Genomic DNA, 18,266 nt, shown 5'->3' with positions numbered 1-18,266 from the left:
TACCATTATCAGATGGTTGATAGATCGACCCCGTAGTTGAGTTCCTCTGCGAAGTCCGGCAGTCCGTAACCGATGGTTTTCTTGTAGAACGGAGAGACCTTCGCGGTCGGGGCCTTCTTCTTGTGCTTCGTGGTGTAGAGCATTCGTGCCCGCATCACCTCGAAGGAGTAACCACGTCCTTCACGGTTCTTGTCCTTGGCCAGTCGGTTGATGGACTCCGTGTAAGCGTTGGTGACGGGCATGTCCGTCTCGAAGTAGGTCATGATCTCTTCGCGCCAGTTGCCTACAGCCCTGACCAGATCGCTCCAGACTTCCTTCTGGCCCTTCGGGATGGTGGCTATCCACTCGTCCAGGGCGGCTTCTGCCTGGGGCCGTGTGGTAGCGTCCCAGATGCCGTAGAAACGTTCCTTGTGCTCGTAGGCGGCCAGCAGTTGTGGGAATGCGCCGGTCCAGGTCTCCATGATGAGGCGTTCCCGGTTTGAGACTTCGTGAGCGCGTTTCAGCAGGATTTTCCGGTCACCCTTGAGGGTTCGGCTCTGGGAGGGCATCAGCTCCTTCCTGAGGCCCTTGCGCACCTTCTCCAGGGCATCGTTGGCCATGCGCACCACATGGAACTTATCGACCACGATGCGGGCCTGTGGCAGCACCGCCTTGACCGCTGCTCGGTAGGGATTCCACATGTCCATGCTGACGATCTTGACCTTCTGCCGGTCTTTCATCTTCATCAGGTAGTTGGTCACCACGTCCTGACGGCGGGTGGCCAGCAGGTCGAGCAGGGTCCTCTCCTCGATGTTGGTCAGGATGCAGCGGTAGCGCTTGTTCAGGTACAACTCGTCAATGCCGAGAATGCGGGGCGTCTCGAAGCGGTGCCAGCGCCCCAGGAATTCGGCGCGGGCGTTGAAAATGTCGCGTACCGTCTTCTCGTCCAGGCCCGTGGTATCAGCCACGTAGGCGTAGGGGTGATTGAAGGCTTCCTTCTCCACGTACTCATGCAACCGCAGCGTCATGCGGAAGCCGTCCACCATCTCCGGTAGCTGGGGCCTGAAGGTGGTCTTGCAGGCCCGGCAGGTGTACCGGCGACGAACTACCCAGAGGGTGACCCGCTTGCCGTGGATGGGCAGGTCACGATAGGGAACATCACGCTTGCCGAACCGCACGAACTCACCCTGCACGCAGCACCCCTCGCAGGCTACTGGTGTAGGTGCTTCAAGCCGAAAATGTATGTCTTCATTCTGCTCATCAGAATCCACCAACTGGTAACCAGGAAGGCTTAACGAATTAATCATCTCCCGCCTTGATCAGAAAAACAGGTAGGTGGCGTAACCGGCAATCATCGCCATAGCAAAAATGACTGCTAAAAACGCCGCTAAAAGCTTCAGCGTGAACAAAGAGCGCAACAGAATGAGCTCAGTCAGGCTGGCTCCGGCACTGCCGATGATCAACGCAAGCACCGTCCCGGCACCCACGCCTTTGGCCATCAGAGCCGCTGCCAGAGGTATGACGGCTTCAGCGCGAATATACAACGGCACGCCGATGACAGCGGCAACTGGAATGGCAAAGGGATTATCTGGGCCTGCATACTGCTCCAATAAGTCAGTGGGCATGAAACCATAGATCACGCTGCCAATCGCAATAGCGATGAGCAGGTAAGGCAACACATCGATAAAGTCCGACCAAGCTTCCCGCCACACACCATTGTACTTCCCTTCTTTCTTAACCGTGACAGTGGGTTGACTGTCACAGCATTCGCTAGACGTAGAGACTGTTGTCTTCCTATCAGCCCCGCAAGAAGCCGTCTTCGGAGTGGTGTCGCAGCTGTTGGTGCCGCAACTCGATGCGGTCGATGTAGCACTGCACGGGCTTGCTGATGAACTACATCCACTGCTCTCTTGTGTCGCCGTCCGGCGCACATAACGCTCGAAGCCAAGCGTGTGAAGCAGCCATCCGGCACCTACCGCGACCACCAAAGCGGCGAGCACATAGATAGCAGTAAGTGTCCATCCAAACGTGGCAACCAGCAGGCCGACGACGATAGGATTCAGCAACGGAGATGTGAAAAGAAACACCATCATCGGCCCAAAACCGGCCCGTGCCTGAATCAACCCTTTCAACATGGGGATAGTCGAGCAACTACAGAAGGGCGTTATAGCTCCTAAACCAGCAGCAAGAAAATAGCCTCGCTTCCCACTGGAAGTCAGTAACGCTTCCACCTTGGATGGTGGGATGTGACGTTGAAGAACTCCGACCAGCAAGCTAATGCCAATGAATAAAACCGATAGCTCGATAGCGAGAAAGGCGAACATGCCTAGAGCGTCTTGGAGTTGAGGTGACATTCAATATTACTCCTATATTTCTAGTTTTATCGAAATGATGTACGCAGTCTACTTGCGTTTATCCGACCTGTCAACTATAATTCTAGAAACATCGAATTATTGGGGCGTGCTATGGATCACGAAAAGGTTGCAGCCAGCTTAGCTGAGCTAGGGAATAGTCACCGACTGTCCGTGTTCCGCTTTCTGGTCAAAGCTGGCCATGATGGGGCTTCGGTCGGAGATATCCAGAAGGGGCTGGGTATTCCTGCTTCGACGCTATCACATCACCTTGCGCGCATGGCCAAGGTAGGGCTGATCCGGCAGGAGAAACATAGCCGCACGATTGTCTGTATACCCGAGTATGGGCACCTAGAGAATTTGATCGGTTTCTTACAAGAGGAATGTTGTGCAGGTGTCCGGATTGCGCATGAACCAGAACCGCTTTGACGCTTGCCCAGCTCTCGCTGTCCTCCCTAGTCAGCATCGCTATGAAGACTCAGGCGAAGGTGGAAACAGAAAATTGGCAGTAGAGTAGGCTGAAGAGGATCAATCAGATAATCCGCTGAGAAAGATTTTCTTCTTTACATCTTTGACATTTTATCAACCAGAAATTCCGGATACCCATTATAATTACCTAACATGGGGTCATGATGACTAGCTTTGTGAAACAACTTGAAGAATTAACCTGTGGGGTTGTTCTCTATTATCACAACCAGACGAAAAGCAGTGTTGCTAGTTTCTGTTCTAGGGGATCAGACCTTGCAGGCTCCCCACTCACTGTCGATACACCACTACGGATAGCGAGTAATACAAAAACCTTTACCGCGGCAGCGATTTTACGACTTGCTGAATTAGGCAAACTGAGCATCAATGATGCTATCTCTAAACATATCGACCCAAAATATAATTTATTACTAAGTGCCCAATATGACACGAATGCAATTACCGTGCGTCATTTACTCAATCACAGTAGCGGGCTATTAGACCATGCTGATGCCGACTACCTAACTGAAGTTCTCAAACGCCCTAATTATCAGTGGAGCCGTGCAGAGCAATTAGAAATGTACATCCACAAGCAGTTTCCATTTTTTCCACCTGCTAAATCGTACATCTACTCAGATACTGGCTATATTTTGTTGGGGGATATTATTGAGCGAATAACAGGCAAATCACTTGGTCTAGCAGTAAGAGAATTACTCAAATTTGATTCAATTGGACTAGAAACTGCCTATTGGGAACATCTAGAATCTCCCCCAACAATAGCAGCACCTAGATCACGCCAATATTTAGGGAAGTTGGAAGGGACACATATCCACGCCTCTATGGATGCTTATGGCGGTGGTGGTTTAGTGATGTCATCAAAGCAGATGGCAGTGTTTTTAGAGGCGCTTTTCGGGGGGGCTATTTTTTCATCGCCAGCGACCCTAACAACCATGTTAAGTACCGGCCCCCATGATGGAGCAGAAAATTATCGACTCGGCATTATGGCAAATGTTGTTAACGGCATTACCTTATATTCTCATTTAGGTTTTTGGGGCTCTGTGGCTTATTACTCCCCTCAAACAAAAACAAGTGCCGCAGGGTTTGTCGATAACAGGGGTTCACGAGAAATACTAATAACGGCTATTGAATCGTTACTAAGCCAACAAGTTTGAAAAAGGATAGCCAATGGCGACCAACGGCTACCCTTCATCATTTATTGTGCAACGGCCGGTTTAGCAGGCACGAGATCTGTTTGCGTGGCAGTTGATGTGGAGGCTTGTGGCCAAAGTGCTTTAATAAATTTTTGGCGAATTTGTTCCGCATCCATTGTTTGTTTATCTTTTGGCTGCGATAAAACAAAAGCTGCTTCTTGCGATAATAAGCGACGCGCTTCCATGTTAACTTGCTCAAGGCTTTGCGATGCTAAAAAAGACTGCCTTAAACGTTGATACTGTTCGGGAGCAATATCAACGACCCCATTTTGCTGGGAAATCAAACGCTGACTAATCAAAACATCAGTGCTAGTGCGGGCATAGGCAGCAAACAATTGCGATAGCTGCACCTGTTTTTCTTTCATCATGTCATCAAACAGCTCGGCAGGGATACCATTTTGGTTAATTGTAGCTAACTCATTAATGACAATATCAGTCACCGCGGCCATTTTTTCGGGTGCAGCACTGACAGATAGCGTACAAGTGGCTTTCTGGTATTGCACACGACAATCAAGCCCGGGGACCACTTCACCTTGGTTAAATTTTTGATTAAACGTTTTTTGCAAAGAACGATAAACCGCTTCGCGCGCTAAGTCACTTGCCCAATAACGTAATAATATATTTGAGTCTTTAATTGGTAACCAATCGATATCCCAAATCAAAGAAAGGGTATCCTGCGCCAGTTGCTCTTGTAAAATATCAATAGATTGTGGTTTTACCGTCGATAGCACCGCGACAGAAACAGGCTCAGAGCGTCTGCCTTCTAGAGATGAAAAAGTTTGCGATATCGAGTCAGATAACATCCGAGAATCCACATGACCAGCAACGTATAACGTCATCACATCCGGCGTATACCATTTTTGGTAAAAAGCGTTCACGCTTTCGAGATCGACATTGTCATTTGGTTTTTGGCCAGGGTCATAACCCATCATCGCAGAACCTTTTAAACGAGCTCGCCAAACTGGGTCGCTTGCATTTAAAGGCAGTGTTGCAACAGGCACGTTTTCAGCTGTTAAGCCATTATGCAGTGTCGTTTCGGTATATTCGGCTTTCACTACAGAGGTAGCTAGCCAACTCAATGCTTGCTTGATTAAATCAGGCCTGTTGTTAGGTAAACTTAAGCTGTAAGTTGTGTAATCATAAGAAACAACCGCAGGTGGAATTGGCATGTCTGGGTCTGTTGCCTGACGCCAAAACTCTTGTAACGTTGCGGTTGGAAATGTTTCAGTCTGATGATACAACGCCATTTTAGGAATTAAATAACTGTACCCTTTCTCACTCGCTTTTTCTGTTAATGAACCTGTTTTAATTGCTAATCTGAGTTGGATACGGTCATTTGGACGCTGTGGTGTTTGTAATAATTGCCAGCTAAAGCCATTTTCTAGCTTTCCTTGCTGCCATGCTGGATCAGGTTGCAGAGATTCAGCGCTTGCAAATTGAGTCACTGATAATAATACAACACTGATAATATACCGAACTTTCAAGCCCTGCATGTAAACCCCTATGTGTTTTATATCTTTATATTTAACCGCAAATTACGACAGGTAAATTAACGAAAAGCGTGAACTTACCGGGTTAAACAATACCGTTTGGCTTTATCCAATTTTAATTTTCACCACTATAACGATATTAGACCATAAAGCTGAGTTCATGTTCATGGCTTAGTCTGAATTTTGCTGTTTTCTTTGACGGTTGTAACCTTTTGCAAGTAACCCAAGCTCATCATCATGATGATATTCAGAAACAACCAGCTGATTAACTTGATCATTTGTCTGTAACTCGATAGCCATTTTACGCAATGGCCTGACAATCATCCTGCTGACACACCACGTCATTGCAATAGCAATGATAAGCACCAACAATAAGTAAGTCGTTGTCATCAATGCCAGTGTGTTTAAAGCAAACCGATATACACGATTAGGGTCGACTTGTAAGGTTAAATACCCTTGAGGCTTCGCTTGCAATACAGCATTGCCGTATGCATATAAAGGTACCGTCATTTCGACTGGAATGCCGACAAAGTAAGTCGCCCACTCGGGGATTGGCTTCGGTGTTGCAAAACTTAAATTCATCACCGTTGCATTATCAACCGTCACAATCGCATTACCCATAATACCTGATGTCTTTAAGCTAATGAGTAATCTTTTCGCCTCGCTAAGGTCCGAACTTAGCAATGCGTCGGTTAATGGTTTCTGAATTTGTACAACAGCATTACTAAGCTGGTCTAAATAATCTTGCTTACGTTGTTCGATTAAGTAGCTGAATTGGATAGCTAAAAAAAGCGCGAGAGAGAGTAACGTAATTCCAAAGAATACGATCATACTTTTTAACGTTAGTGAGCGTTGGACCTGTGTGTTCATTTGACCACAACCTTCCTAATCAAGCAGCTTTTTAAAGAAAAATAGAAACGTCAATCAGTATACTTGATTTTATCCCCAAAAGAGTAATTTAAAAAGAAAGATTGGATATTTAGGATAAACGATATCCTAAAGAGAATTAAATATAAAATAGAAGAGAAAAACGGCAGAAAGTCAGACTTTCCGCCGTATTAAACATTAACTCACGACAACAGATTGTTTCTCGTCTTCATCAACAGCAAAACACGCTACCAACTGTTGGTCATACTCATTTAATGTCGGCTGGAACTGAGTACATTGGCCAAAAGCTCTACGGCAACGAGCCGCGAAAGCACAGCCTGGAGGTGGGTTCAGTGGGCTCGGCAATTCCCCTGTTAACTTAATACGTTCACGCCTTGAGTCTGGGTTTAACCTTGGTGTTGCAGATAACAAGGCTTGTGTATAAGGATGCAAAGGGTTATTAAAAATCTGCTCTTTCGTGCCTTTTTCAACGCAACGTCCTAAATACATTACCATGACCTCATCAGCAATATGCTCAACCACAGATAAGTCATGGGAAATAAACACATAAGACAAGCCAAGATCCTGTTGTAAATCCATCATCAAGTTTAATACCTGAGCGCGAACAGAGACATCCAGCGCAGAAACAGGCTCATCTGCAACAACAATGTCTGGGTCAAGCATTAAACCTCGTGCTATCGCAATACGTTGTCTTTGCCCTCCCGAGAACATGTGTGGGTATCGGCTATAATGTTCTGTTTTTAAACCTACTTTTGCCATCATTGATAATACTTTTTCTTTGCGCTGTTCTTTCGATAGCGAAGTATTAATCAATAAAGGTTCTTCTAAAATTTGCCCCACCTTTTTACGGGGATTCAATGAGCCGTATGGGTTTTGGAAAACAATTTGAATTTTCTGACGGCGCAGCTTCTCCGCTGATTTATCTCTAATCAGCAAATTTTGATCTTGATAATACAATTCGCCATCAGAAGGTTGCTCTATCATCGTTAATAAACGACCAAGTGTGGATTTACCACACCCCGACTCCCCAACTACGGCTAGCGTTTTACCTTTCTCTAATTCAAAAGAAACCCCATCTAACGCTTTAAGGGTTTTCTCCGCAGAAAAAAAACCACTTTTAACAGAATAATACTTTTTCAAATCCACGGCTTTTAGCAATGGGGTATGTTGTTTGTCACTCATAATGTTGGCCTCCCCATATCATCTAACGGCATATGGCATTTGACTTGGCGATCACCAACGGTTTGTAACATTGGCTCCTCTTGACGGCACTTATCCGTTGCGTATGGGCAACGTGGATTTAATAAACAACCGACAGGCCTGTCATATTTACCGGGAACAACACCAGGGAGTGATGCTAAACGTGATTTATTCGTTGCAAACTCAGGTAATGCTCTCAATAGTGCTTGGGTATAAGGGTGACGTGGGTGTTTAAAAATATCACTCGCTTTTGCTGATTCAACCACCTGCCCTGCATACATCACGATGATATGGTGTGCAGCTTCAGCCACAAGTGCAAGGTCATGGGTGATCAACACTAACGCCATGTTTTCTTGCTGTTGTAGCTCCAAAAGTAGCTCAATAATCTGCGCTTGAATTGTGACATCCAAAGCTGTTGTTGGCTCATCAGCAATCAACAGTTTAGGGCGACAAGCAATCGCCATTGCAATCATCACCCGCTGACTCATCCCACCTGATAATTGATGGGGATAGACATCCAAGCGTGATTGAGGATCAGGGATACCTACCATGTCGAGTAAATCGACAGCCCGCTGTTTCCGTGTGCTTTTACTGCCGCCTTGATGCACTTTGAGTGCTTCCATGATTTGATAACCCACGGTAAAACATGGGTTTAGGCTGGTCATCGGGTCTTGGAAAATCATCGCGACATCCGCACCAATAATTTGTCTACGTTCTTTTTCAGGCATAGACAATAAATCGCGTCCATCAAACTCCAACGATTCTGCCATCACTTTCCCGGGGTAATCAATTAACCCCATGATGGCAAGTGAGCTAACCGATTTCCCAGAACCAGATTCACCGACGATACCAACGACTTGCCCTTTATCAACGCTATAACTGATACGATCAACCGCGCGAAATGGCGCTTTTCCATCGCCAAAATGAACCGAGAGTTGTTCTACATTTAACAGTGCCATTAGATTACCTCATCACTGCTTGAGTTTTGGATCGAATGCATCGCGTAAACCATCACCCATCAGGTTAAACGCAAGCACCGTCAGTAAAATCGCCAGTCCTGGGAAAGTCACCACCCACCATGCACTCTGTGCAAACTGCAGCACATCAGACAGCATAGTTCCCCACTCAGGAGTTGGTGGCTGAGCGCCCATACCGAGGAAACCCAAAGCAGCCATATCTAAGATAGCATTCGAAAAACCTAAAGAGGCCTGTACAATCAATGGAGCCAAACAGTTAGGTAAAATATTCACAAACATTTGACGTATTGAGCCTGCACCAGCAACTCGAGAGGCCGTCACATAATCACGGTTCACTTCCACTAAAACGGCGGCACGCGTTAACCTGATATAGTGAGGTAAAGCAACAAAAGTCAGAGCAATAGACGCATTAACAATAGAAGGCCCAAAAATTGCGACTAAAACTAAAGCCAATAGCAAGCTAGGTAATGCCAACATGATATCAACTACACGCATGATTAGCGCATCAACAATACCACCGAAGTAACCTGCAATTACGCCAATGGTCACGCCCATTATCAAGGACAGCACGACAACCAAGCACCCAACTAATAAAGATAAACGAGCGCCATACATCAAGCGAGAAAGTAAATCACGCCCAACATCATCCGTTCCTAGAATAAACTGCCAGCTCCCACCCTCATCCCAAACTGGTGGAGCCAATAAAAAATCACGAAACTGTTCATCAGGGGCATGTGGTGCTAATACACCCGCAAAAATAGCAATTAGTACCATCAGGATGATATAAAACATCCCAACAACGGCCCCTTTATTACGTTTAAAATAATGCCAAAATTCTTGTAATGGTGTCATCGGCTGTGGGGCGCTGACAACAGTTGGCTCAGTAGATTGAGACATTTAGCGCTCCTTATTTTTTATGACGAATGCGTGGATTTACAATGCCATATAGCAAGTCGACCACTAAGTTAACAAAAATGATCAGCGTTGCCACGAGCAGTACGCCACCTTGTACGACAGGGTAGTCACGACGTTGCAGCCCTTCGATTAACCAACGTCCCAACCCAGGCCATGAGAAAATAGTTTCTGTTAAAATAGCGCCTGCTAACATGACGCCAACTTGTAAACCGATAACCGTTACAACGGGAAGTAAAGCGTTGCGTAGTGCGTGGATTAGGATCACGCGTGCACGGCCAAGGCCTTTCGCTCGCGCTGTTCGAATATAATCTTCGCCTAACACTTCCAACATTGATGAACGCGTCATGCGAACAATAACCGCCAGAGGGATCGTCCCTAATACAATAGAAGGCAATATCAAGTGCTCAACAGCATCAATAAAGTTACCTTCTTCACCCCAAATCCAAGTATCGATTAACATAAAACCGGTCAGTGGGTTTGAATCATCAAGGAAGACCATATCACTCACCCGCCCAGCAACTGGGGTGAGGTCTAATTGCACCGACACTAACATGATGAGCATAATCCCCCACCAAAATATCGGCATTGAATAACCCGTTAAAGAAAGACCAATCGCGGTGTGGTCAAAGATTGACCCACGTTTTACAGCGGCTAAAACCCCAACAGGGATACCAACAGAAACCGCAAAAATCATTGCACAAGTGGCTAATTCAACTGTCGCTAAAAAGCGAGGTAAAAACTCTTCCCAAACACCAATACGGCTTTTTAGAGAAATCCCTAAGTCACCATGAAATATCCCATTAACATAATGCAGATATTGCTTCCAAAGTGGCTGGTCAAGGCCTAACTCAGCCATTAAGTAGGCGTGCCTTTCAGGAGAGATCCCCCTCTCCCCAGCCATGATCATAACTGGGTCACCGGGGATCATGTGAACAAAAGCAAAAGTAAGTAGTGTGATACCGATAAACGTCGGGATCACAAGCCCCAATCGTCGGAGGATAAATTGCAGCATATCCTGAATCTCTTTAATAATGCCGTTGACGGCTCTTAGTCCGTTTGGCTACTCAGAAAATAAATTTTCCGGGTGCTCACAAACAACTGAACTTCTCTGTTTCTTCTAAGTCTTTGGGTTATTGATCCTTCTGGGTGCTGCTTACAGCACGCTTAGATGCAAGAAACCGTTAACATGATTAATTTACAGACTACTTAATACAAAACTCACCGTGCAAAATTATCATCTAGAAGAATACCCCTTAGAGGAGAAAACGCCCCGCGCTGCAAATTAGCAACGAAGGGCATTAACAGATTAGATACGATTACTTCTCAATGTCGACGTTTTCGAAGTGATGTTTACCTAATGGATCAACCACATAGCCTTTCACTTCCTTACGTACCGGTTCAAACACCGTTGAGTGTGCAATGATAAGCGCAGGAGCCTGCTCATTCATTACGACTTGTGCCTGTTTATACAATTCGACGCGTTTGTCATGATCAGCCGTCTGACGTGCAGGTTGGATCAAGTTTTCAAAGCTTTGATTACACCATTTTGAATAGTTAGAACCTTGTTCTTTTGCTGCACAGCTAAATAATGTTGCGAAGAAATTATCAGGGTCACCATTATCACCAGTCCAACCCATCATCACGGTTTGAGGCTCACCATCTTTCGCACGTTTGAGATATTCGCCCCACTCATAGCTCACAACTTTAGATTTAACACCGATCTTTGACCAATCCGCTTGGATCATTTCAGCCATACGGCGCGCATTTGGGTTATACGGACGTTGTACTGGCATTGCCCATAAATCAATCTCAAAGCCATTAGGGAAGCCTGCTTCTGCTAATAATGCTTTTGCTTTTTCAGGGTTATATTCATAATCCTTCACAGCGTCGTTATATCCCCACATTGTTGGCGGGATTAAGTTTTTCGCTTTCTGACCTGCGCCTTGATAAACCGCATCAATGATGGCGTCTTTATTCACTGCCATTGAGAGGGCTTGACGAACTTTTTGGTTATCCAGTGGTTTTTTCTCAACATTATATGAAAGATAGCCAACGTTCAGACCTGGCTGCTCCATCAATGTAATGTTTTTATCTTGCTTCATCCGCTCTAAGTCAGCCGGGTTTGGATATGGCATAACTTGGCATTCATTTTTTTGTAACTTAGCATAACGTACTGAAGCATCCGGCGTGATTGAGAAAACTAAGCGGTCAAGTTTCGGTTTTGTACCCCAATACTGATCATTGGCTTTATACAAAATACGAGAGTCTTTTTGGTATTGCTGTAAAACAAATGGGCCCGTCCCTATTGGGTTTAAGTCCACTTTTTCTGGCGTACCTGCTTTGAGCATTTGGTCCGCATATTCCGCAGAAAGGATTGATGCAAAGTCCATAGCCATATCCGCTAAGAATGGAGACTCAGGGCGAGTTAGCGTAATTTTTACTGTGTTATCATCAACTTTTTCAACTTTATCAATGATTTTGTCCATATCCATGCCCATAAAGTACTCATAGCTACCACCTGATACTTTATGATATGGGTGATTAGCGTCTTTTTGGCGCATAAATGTGTAGATCACATCATCTGCATTGAAGTCACGGCTTGGCTTAAATTGTTTATTAGAGTGCCATTTAACCCCTTTGCGTAAATGGAAGGTATATACCTTGCCATCATCACTTACTTCCCAGCTTTCAGCTAAGCCAGGTGCGATCTCTGTTGTCCCTAATTTAAATTCAACTAAACGGTTATATAATGGGATTGAACTTGCATCATACGTTGTTCCAGAAGTAAAGAGTTGAGGGTTAAAACCTTCAGGAGAACCTTCTGAACAATAAACTAATGTTTTTGCTTGTACTGAGGCCGATACAGCCAATGCTGCTAATGTTAACCCTACAGTAAGTAGACCTGTCTTTTTAATAGAGCGCATCTGTATGCTCCTATGTTGTTTTTGCTTAATGCCTAAACCCGTCATATAAATGACAGATGTAGTATCTGTATTTTTTGTTATTCATTGTGCAATTAATCAACTGTCACTCACTTCGTCAATAGCCATATTTGCTACACACCCACAACTCTCGTAACATATTAGAAACATTTGTCACGCTAAATTAGCTTAATATATTACCAATCAAGACAAAAGGCAGACGTTATAACCACATTATTATTGATGATTAGTGTTTTATGTTTGAGCTATTTATTTTTATATTTGTGATTAAGTGCTGAATTAGTGAACGAATATAGCGTGCTATACGGAGGTATGCAAAATAAAACTCTAAAGGAAATAAAGTTAGAAACTATTTTAGTTTGTTATTATTTAGCTTGTTTTTCATGCAGACAAAAAACATTCAACTAAACAAGCTAAACATAATTTTAACTATTTGATAACTTAAAGAATAAAATCGCTATATGTCACTTTTTTATTTAATTAGACTGAATACAGAAAATGCTTTTATACCCACCATAAAAGATATAATTATCCAAAATTAAAATATATAGAATAAAAACAAATGGATACAGGAAAAACCAATTAAATTAATAATGAAAACTGAATTTAATACCGGAACTGACTGTATTGAAAGCAAGCGGCTGAGATTGCCATAAAGGGGTATCAATGAATAAATGGTAAGACAAGCCCTTTAACTGACCTTTCGCGCCTATTTTACAGCCTAACAGTAGGTTCTCTTTCCAAAATGTCGCTCGGTCATTCGCCGTTGTTCCTAAGCCTAATGACGAATACAACTGTACATGTGGCCAAGGAGTCTGCCACCGCAGCTCATTGTGAAATTTTAAGCTATGATCCCCCATTTCAAAATGTTTTACCCCCGTAAGAAAACCACTCACACCGCCATTTCCTATGAATGTATCACGTTCTAATAAAGCATCTAGATTGGAACGACTTAACTGCACATCAAGTTGGCTTAGATAATAAAACGGCTGTATTTCTCTCAAGTTAGACAGTGAAAACTGAAAGATTTGTGCTTTATCCAAACCTGTCGTTTTTTGTGCATTAGCACCAAACCAATCTACCCCTTGTTTATATTTTAAAGAAACAAGCGTATTCCCCTTTAAAAAATCAACCTGATGTGAGAATTCAGCAATAGCATAGCTCGCCAGACGTTTTTGCGTCTGTAAACGTAAGTCGGATAAAAAAGTATCACTTTTTTGAACTTGGCTACCAATACCGAATGAAGTAACTGCGTTTTCAGTGCGATTCAGTATGCGCTCAATTTGTAGCAATAAACCCCAGCTACGCTGTTGAAAAGGTAAATTAACATCATAATTTGTTATTACTACTTGGTTTTTATGGTACTCAGCAGATACAGAAAATAGCCAATAGTGGTATGGGAGAGAATATAACAATACCATTGATTTCATTTCGCTTCCGTTAAAAGCATTTAAGTGATGGTTAACCTCTGAATACAAAAAATCACTTCGTAGTAAAGGATTTGCAAGCATCCATATATGGCTTATAACATTAGTCGTTTGCCCAGCAGCCCTGTGAGCTTCATAAGAAATCACCCCATTTAATGCACGGCGTTGCTGGCCAACAACGATAACTTGAGTGGCATTTTTATCGACGTCATCAGGCACTAGATTTATATGAAATGGAAGTAAAGATACATTCTGTAAATTAGATAAGCCTTGTTCAATATGGCGGAGATTTAATAGGTCCCCTGGCTTCAGTGGAAAAATAGATAATAAAGAGCGATCTTTGTTTTTTTCATTTTGGTAACTCACCGCAGAGATAGTCCCCTCAACGATTTTTATACGCAAAATACCAAACAAAAATGTTTGCTCAGGATAGTATAAATATGAGGTTAAATAACCTGCGCGGACAAGGTCAGCTGTAATATAATCGGCATACTCCAATAGCTTACGATCATCAACGCATTGCCCTTCAATTTGCTGCCTCCATGCATTAATACGTCTTGGCTCTACTTTAGTTAACCGCTGGGAATTTACCAAATGAACTTGATTAATAAGAATGCATTGCGCGGTATTAATAGGTTGAGTTATAGCGGAACTATAAGCGTGAGAAGTAACAAGAATATATAACCCTAACAATAAAAAACGAATGTGTTTTGGTACAACGTATTTTGCTTTCATTAACAGGTCCTTGTCATGAAAAACTGTTTTATTAGCTAAAACCACCCTAATAGAGGGAGCTGCCAGCAAAAAATACGTAACCCATGAGATATTCTCAAACCGTATGCTTTTATCTATATCAGCAGAATCTAGGTGTTGGATGCAAGTAAAGTTATTCTTAAAAATGGAGAGGAAATGAGAAGTGCCATAAACGGAAAAACCCACCTCATTGAGGTGGGTTTTAAAATTTGGTCGGCGAGAGAGGATTCGAACCTCCGACCCACTGGTCCCAAACCAGTTGCGCTACCAAGCTGCGCTACTCGCCGAAAACGGTGTGAATAATACTGCCAAGAATGGGGGTCGTCAACCCATTTTTTATTAATTTGGCTCGAGTGCTGATAAAACCACCAAAATGGTAAGGTTTATAGGCAACTCACCTTATTTTACTAAAAAAATAAGCACTAAATTAATTTAGTGCTTATTTATCAAACAGATTAACTTTTATAAAAATAGCATCATAAAACCAGTTTATGGCCTAATTTTAAGTTATTGCAGTAAAGAAATATCTGCTACCTTTAAAAACAGCTCACGTAATTGGCTTAATAGCGTCAAACGGTTAACACGAACCGCTTGGTCTTCGTCCATTACCATCACATTTTCAAAGAATTCATCCACTACATCGCGTAAAGAAGCTAGCTCAGCTAATGCTTCTTGATAATTTCTTTGCGCAAACATTGGAGCAAGCTTTTCTTGTAGAACTACAACATGAGTTGCTAGTTTCACTTCTTCTGGTGTTTTCAGTACAGAAGCTAAGACAGTATCCGCTAATTTTTCTTCTGATTTACTCAGAATATTAGAAACACGCTTATTTGCCGCTGCAAGCGCTTGTGCTTCATCTAGCGTACGGAAGTGAGTCACAGCTTTAACTCGTGCATCGAAGTCAGCAGGTTGAGTTGGGTGACGAGCTAATACAGCTTGGATGGTATCAATGCTATAACCTAATTCTTGATACCAAGAACGGAATCGGCCAAGCATAAATTCGACCACATCATTAACGACGTCTTTATTCGTTAATTTATCGCCGTATAAACGAGCTGCTTCGGCGGTCATTTCAACGAGATCAAGCTGATAGCCTTTCTCAACGATAATGCGTAACACACCCAAAGCCGCGCGACGAAGAGCAAATGGGTCTTTATCACCTTTAGGGTGCTGCCCAATACCAAAGATACCGGCAAGTGTATCCATTTTCTCAGCAATGGCTAATGCAGCAGAAACATCAGTAGAGGGAAGTGCATCACCGGCAAAACGTGGTTGGTATTGCTCTTTCAGAGCCAATGCGACGTCTTCTGATTCACCATCATGCCGAGCATAATGCATACCCATTACACCTTGAGTATCTGTGAATTCAAACACCATATTGGTCATTAAGTCGCATTTAGCGAGTAAGCCAGCACGAGTCGCATGATTAACGTCTGCACCAATTTTATTGGCAACCCAACCCGATAGTGCTTCTAAACGGTCTGTTTTATCACGCAAAGTACCTAATTGCTTTTGGAATAGCACCGTTTCTAAGCGCGGTAAGTTGTCTTCTAAACATTGCTTACGGTCAGTTTTAAAGAAAAACTCCGCATCAGCTAAACGAGGGCGTACAACTTTTTCGTTACCTGAAATAATTTGTTGAGGATCAGAAGATTCAATATTCGCCACAAAGATAAAATTAGGCATTAATTTACCCGCATTATCATAGACGGGGAAATACTTCTGGTCACCTTTCATGGTATAAACCAATGCTTCAGATGGGACGTCTAAAAATTTCTCTTCAAACTTCGCCGTTAAAACAACTGGCCACTCAACCAATGAAGCAACTTCTTCAAGTAAACTATCAGTTAAATCAGCGTTACCACCTAAAGCTTGAGCCGCCTTTTCTGCATCCGCTTTGATTACGGCTTTACGCTCTTCGTAATCAGCCATCACTTTACCGCGTTCACGTAGGATAGCAGGATATTGCTCGGCGTTATCAATGGTGAATTCTGCTTCACCCATAAAACGGTGCCCACGAATTGTGCGCCCACTCTTAATACCTAAAATTTCACCCTCAATGACATCACTACCTAACAGCAATGTTACAGTGTGAACAGGGCGAACAAATTGGGTGTCTTTATCTGCCCAACGCATTAATTTAGGAATAGGTAGTTTAGCAAGTGAGCGGCTAACCATATCAACCAGTAGTTCATTCACGGCTTGCCCTTTAACTTGGGCACGATAAAGTAACCACTCGCCTTTATCGGTTGTTAAACGCTCAGCTTGGTCAACGGTGATACCACAGCCTCGAGCCCAACCTTCTGCGGCTTTAGTTGGTTGGCCATCAGGGCCAAAAGCCTGAGAAATAGCAGGACCACGTTTTTCAACCTCACGGTCAGGTTGGGAAGATGCTAAATCAGCAACTTTTAGTGCCAAACGACGGGGTGCAGCAAACCACGTTACCGCGCCATGCGCAATATTCGCGCTATCAAGTTCGCTGGTAAAATTTGCAGCAAATGATTCAGCTAATGAACGAAGAGCCTTCGGCGGTAACTCTTCGGTGCCGATTTCCACAAGGAAAGTCTGTTGAGTCATGACAGCCTCTTAATTCTTATGACACATAGGGAATCCAAGCGCTTCGCGTGAAGCATAATAAGCTTCAGCAACCCCTTTCGTCAGGGTGCGGATACGTAAAATATAGCGTTGGCGTTCAGTAACAGAAATAGCTTTACGCGCATCAAGTAAGTTAAAAGTATGAGCAGCTTTCAAGATACGTTCATAAGCCGGCAGTGGAAGTGGAGTTTCCAAAGCGAGCAGATGTTGAGCTTCTTTTTCATATTCTTCAAAGCATTTGAAAAGGAAATCAACATTTGCATATTCGAAGTTGTAAGTTGATTGTTCAACTTCATTTTGATGGTAAATGTCACCATAAGTGGTTTTGCCCAGCGGACCATCACACCATACAAGATCATATACGCTATCAACACCTTGGATGTACATCGCCAAGCGTTCCAAGCCATAAGTGATTTCGCCAGTCACAGGTTTACACTCAAGCCCACCCACTTGCTGGAAATAGGTAAATTGAGTCACTTCCATACCATTTAACCATACTTCCCAACCTAAACCCCAAGCCCCTAAAGTTGGGTTTTCCCAGTTATCTTCAACAAAGCGAATGTCATGAACAGTTGGGTCAACACCCAGTTCTTTTAAAGAACCGAGGTATAATTCTTGGATGTTATCTGGTGATGGTTTAATAATCACCTGAAATTGATAATAATGCTGCAAACGGTTTGGGTTTTCACCATAGCGGCCATCTGTTGGCCGGCGAGATGGCTGAACATAAGCCGCCGCAATAGGCTCAGGGCCTAATGCTCGCAAACATGTCATTGGGTGGGAGGTTCCTGCGCCGACTTCCATGTCCAGTGGTTGAACAATGGTACAGCCTTGGCGCGCCCAGTAATCCTGCAATGTCAGGATAAGACCTTGAAAGGTTTTGGTATCAAACTTTTGCATGTTAGATCCGCACGCGATACGTTAAATTAATGAAAGTACGTCAGTATACCCTTTGACCGCAAGATATACAGCATTGAATATGTCTGTATTTATTCTAAAAATAAAAAAAAATACTTTCACCCCTTTTAAGCTGGTTATTTATACAGTATAAATATCTCATTTTTAAAAAAGAT

At 43.6% G+C, this 18,266-nt stretch carries 14 protein-coding genes and 1 tRNA gene; 2 read left to right on the top strand and 13 right to left on the bottom strand.

All coding sequences use genetic code 11. The features are described from left to right. Positions 1–8 precede the first annotated feature (8 nt). Positions 9–1,286: an ISL3 family transposase gene (locus P3L56_RS01710; protein ID WP_000610829.1), complete on the bottom strand. Its 1,278-nt coding sequence runs from the start codon at positions 1,284–1,286 to the stop codon at positions 9–11. 12 nt (positions 1,287–1,298) lie between these two features. Then, on the bottom strand, positions 1,299–2,333 hold the full coding sequence (locus tag P3L56_RS01705) for a permease (RefSeq protein WP_029396327.1): 1,035 nt from the start codon (positions 2,331–2,333) through the stop codon (positions 1,299–1,301). A 111-nt stretch (positions 2,334–2,444) separates the two neighbouring features. On the opposite strand from P3L56_RS01705, the gene P3L56_RS01700 reads away from it, so the two are divergent. Then, positions 2,445–2,759, top strand: coding sequence for an ArsR/SmtB family transcription factor (locus P3L56_RS01700; RefSeq protein WP_000349485.1), 315 nt, complete (start codon positions 2,445–2,447; stop codon positions 2,757–2,759). A 203-nt stretch (positions 2,760–2,962) separates the two neighbouring features. Then, positions 2,963–3,967 carry a serine hydrolase domain-containing protein gene (locus P3L56_RS01695; RefSeq protein ID WP_166685439.1) on the top strand — a complete coding sequence of 335 codons (1,005 nt, stop codon included), beginning with the start codon at positions 2,963–2,965 and terminating at the stop codon, positions 3,965–3,967. A gap of 41 nt (positions 3,968–4,008) precedes the next feature. Here P3L56_RS01695 and P3L56_RS01690 read toward each other — a convergent pair whose 3' ends face one another. The 11 genes from P3L56_RS01690 to glyQ form a co-directional block, all read right to left on the bottom strand. After that, on the bottom strand, positions 4,009–5,499 hold the full coding sequence (locus P3L56_RS01690; protein WP_166685438.1) for an insulinase family protein: 1,491 nt from the start codon (positions 5,497–5,499) through the stop codon (positions 4,009–4,011). Between the two features lie 168 nt (positions 5,500–5,667). Beyond that, positions 5,668–6,366, bottom strand: coding sequence for a HAMP domain-containing protein (locus P3L56_RS01685; protein WP_071547621.1), 699 nt, complete (start codon positions 6,364–6,366; stop codon positions 5,668–5,670). A 195-nt stretch (positions 6,367–6,561) separates the two neighbouring features. Continuing rightward, complete coding sequence (gene dppF, locus P3L56_RS01680) at positions 6,562–7,566, bottom strand: dipeptide ABC transporter ATP-binding subunit DppF (protein ID WP_042847655.1); 1,005 nt, start codon at positions 7,564–7,566, stop codon at positions 6,562–6,564. Then, positions 7,563–8,543, bottom strand: coding sequence for a dipeptide ABC transporter ATP-binding protein (gene dppD, locus P3L56_RS01675; RefSeq protein ID WP_042847656.1), 981 nt, complete (start codon positions 8,541–8,543; stop codon positions 7,563–7,565). Before dppD ends, dppF begins: the two co-directional genes overlap by 4 nt. Positions 8,544–8,555: 12 nt before the next feature. Beyond that, positions 8,556–9,458: a dipeptide ABC transporter permease DppC gene (dppC, locus tag P3L56_RS01670; RefSeq protein WP_042847657.1), complete on the bottom strand. Its 903-nt coding sequence runs from the start codon at positions 9,456–9,458 to the stop codon at positions 8,556–8,558. Positions 9,459–9,468: 10 nt separating this feature from the next. Further along, positions 9,469–10,488 (bottom strand): dipeptide ABC transporter permease DppB, encoded by a 1,020-nt coding sequence (dppB, locus tag P3L56_RS01665; protein ID WP_048605437.1) that lies wholly within the window; start codon positions 10,486–10,488, stop codon positions 9,469–9,471. A gap of 304 nt (positions 10,489–10,792) precedes the next feature. After that, positions 10,793–12,400, bottom strand: coding sequence for a dipeptide ABC transporter periplasmic-binding protein DppA (gene dppA / locus P3L56_RS01660; RefSeq protein ID WP_042847660.1), 1,608 nt, complete (start codon positions 12,398–12,400; stop codon positions 10,793–10,795). Between the two features lie 605 nt (positions 12,401–13,005). Further along, positions 13,006–14,580 (bottom strand): ShlB/FhaC/HecB family hemolysin secretion/activation protein, encoded by a 1,575-nt coding sequence (locus P3L56_RS01655; RefSeq protein ID WP_166686798.1) that lies wholly within the window; start codon positions 14,578–14,580, stop codon positions 13,006–13,008. 228 nt (positions 14,581–14,808) lie between these two features. After that, positions 14,809–14,885 (bottom strand) — tRNA-Pro (locus tag P3L56_RS01650). 220 nt (positions 14,886–15,105) lie between these two features. Beyond that, positions 15,106–17,175 carry a glycine--tRNA ligase subunit beta gene (glyS, locus tag P3L56_RS01645; protein WP_210831519.1) on the bottom strand — a complete coding sequence of 690 codons (2,070 nt, stop codon included), beginning with the start codon at positions 17,173–17,175 and terminating at the stop codon, positions 15,106–15,108. 9 nt (positions 17,176–17,184) lie between these two features. Continuing rightward, complete coding sequence (glyQ, locus tag P3L56_RS01640) at positions 17,185–18,093, bottom strand: glycine--tRNA ligase subunit alpha (RefSeq protein ID WP_004262647.1); 909 nt, start codon at positions 18,091–18,093, stop codon at positions 17,185–17,187. Positions 18,094–18,266: the final 173 nt, after the last annotated feature.

Origin of the sequence: Providencia sp. PROV024 (assembly GCF_032709665.1) — a bacterium.
GTDB classification, from domain to species: Bacteria; Pseudomonadota; Gammaproteobacteria; order Enterobacterales; family Enterobacteriaceae; genus Providencia; species Providencia huashanensis.
The sequence above is the reverse complement of the archived record's forward strand: the minus strand, read 5'-3'. Positions and strand labels throughout refer to the sequence as shown.

What these genes read in the sequence shown, in the direction of transcription:
- P3L56_RS01710 (WP_000610829.1), bottom strand. Translation starts at nt 1,286, where the DNA reads ATGATTAATTCGTTAAGCCTTCCTGGTTACCAGTTGGTGGATTCTGAT.
- P3L56_RS01705 (WP_029396327.1), bottom strand. Translation starts at nt 2,333, where the DNA reads ATGTCACCTCAACTCCAAGACGCTCTAGGCATGTTCGCCTTTCTCGCT.
- P3L56_RS01700 (WP_000349485.1), top strand. Translation starts at nt 2,445, where the DNA reads ATGGATCACGAAAAGGTTGCAGCCAGCTTAGCTGAGCTAGGGAATAGT.
- P3L56_RS01695 (WP_166685439.1), top strand. Translation starts at nt 2,963, where the DNA reads ATGACTAGCTTTGTGAAACAACTTGAAGAATTAACCTGTGGGGTTGTT.
- P3L56_RS01690 (WP_166685438.1), bottom strand. Translation starts at nt 5,499, where the DNA reads ATGCAGGGCTTGAAAGTTCGGTATATTATCAGTGTTGTATTATTATCA.
- P3L56_RS01685 (WP_071547621.1), bottom strand. Translation starts at nt 6,366, where the DNA reads ATGAACACACAGGTCCAACGCTCACTAACGTTAAAAAGTATGATCGTA.
- dppF (WP_042847655.1), bottom strand. Translation starts at nt 7,566, where the DNA reads ATGAGTGACAAACAACATACCCCATTGCTAAAAGCCGTGGATTTGAAA.
- dppD (WP_042847656.1), bottom strand. Translation starts at nt 8,543, where the DNA reads ATGGCACTGTTAAATGTAGAACAACTCTCGGTTCATTTTGGCGATGGA.
- dppC (WP_042847657.1), bottom strand. Translation starts at nt 9,458, where the DNA reads ATGTCTCAATCTACTGAGCCAACTGTTGTCAGCGCCCCACAGCCGATG.
- dppB (WP_048605437.1), bottom strand. Translation starts at nt 10,488, where the DNA reads ATGCTGCAATTTATCCTCCGACGATTGGGGCTTGTGATCCCGACGTTT.
- dppA (WP_042847660.1), bottom strand. Translation starts at nt 12,400, where the DNA reads ATGCGCTCTATTAAAAAGACAGGTCTACTTACTGTAGGGTTAACATTA.
- P3L56_RS01655 (WP_166686798.1), bottom strand. Translation starts at nt 14,580, where the DNA reads ATGAAAGCAAAATACGTTGTACCAAAACACATTCGTTTTTTATTGTTA.
- glyS (WP_210831519.1), bottom strand. Translation starts at nt 17,175, where the DNA reads ATGACTCAACAGACTTTCCTTGTGGAAATCGGCACCGAAGAGTTACCG.
- glyQ (WP_004262647.1), bottom strand. Translation starts at nt 18,093, where the DNA reads ATGCAAAAGTTTGATACCAAAACCTTTCAAGGTCTTATCCTGACATTG.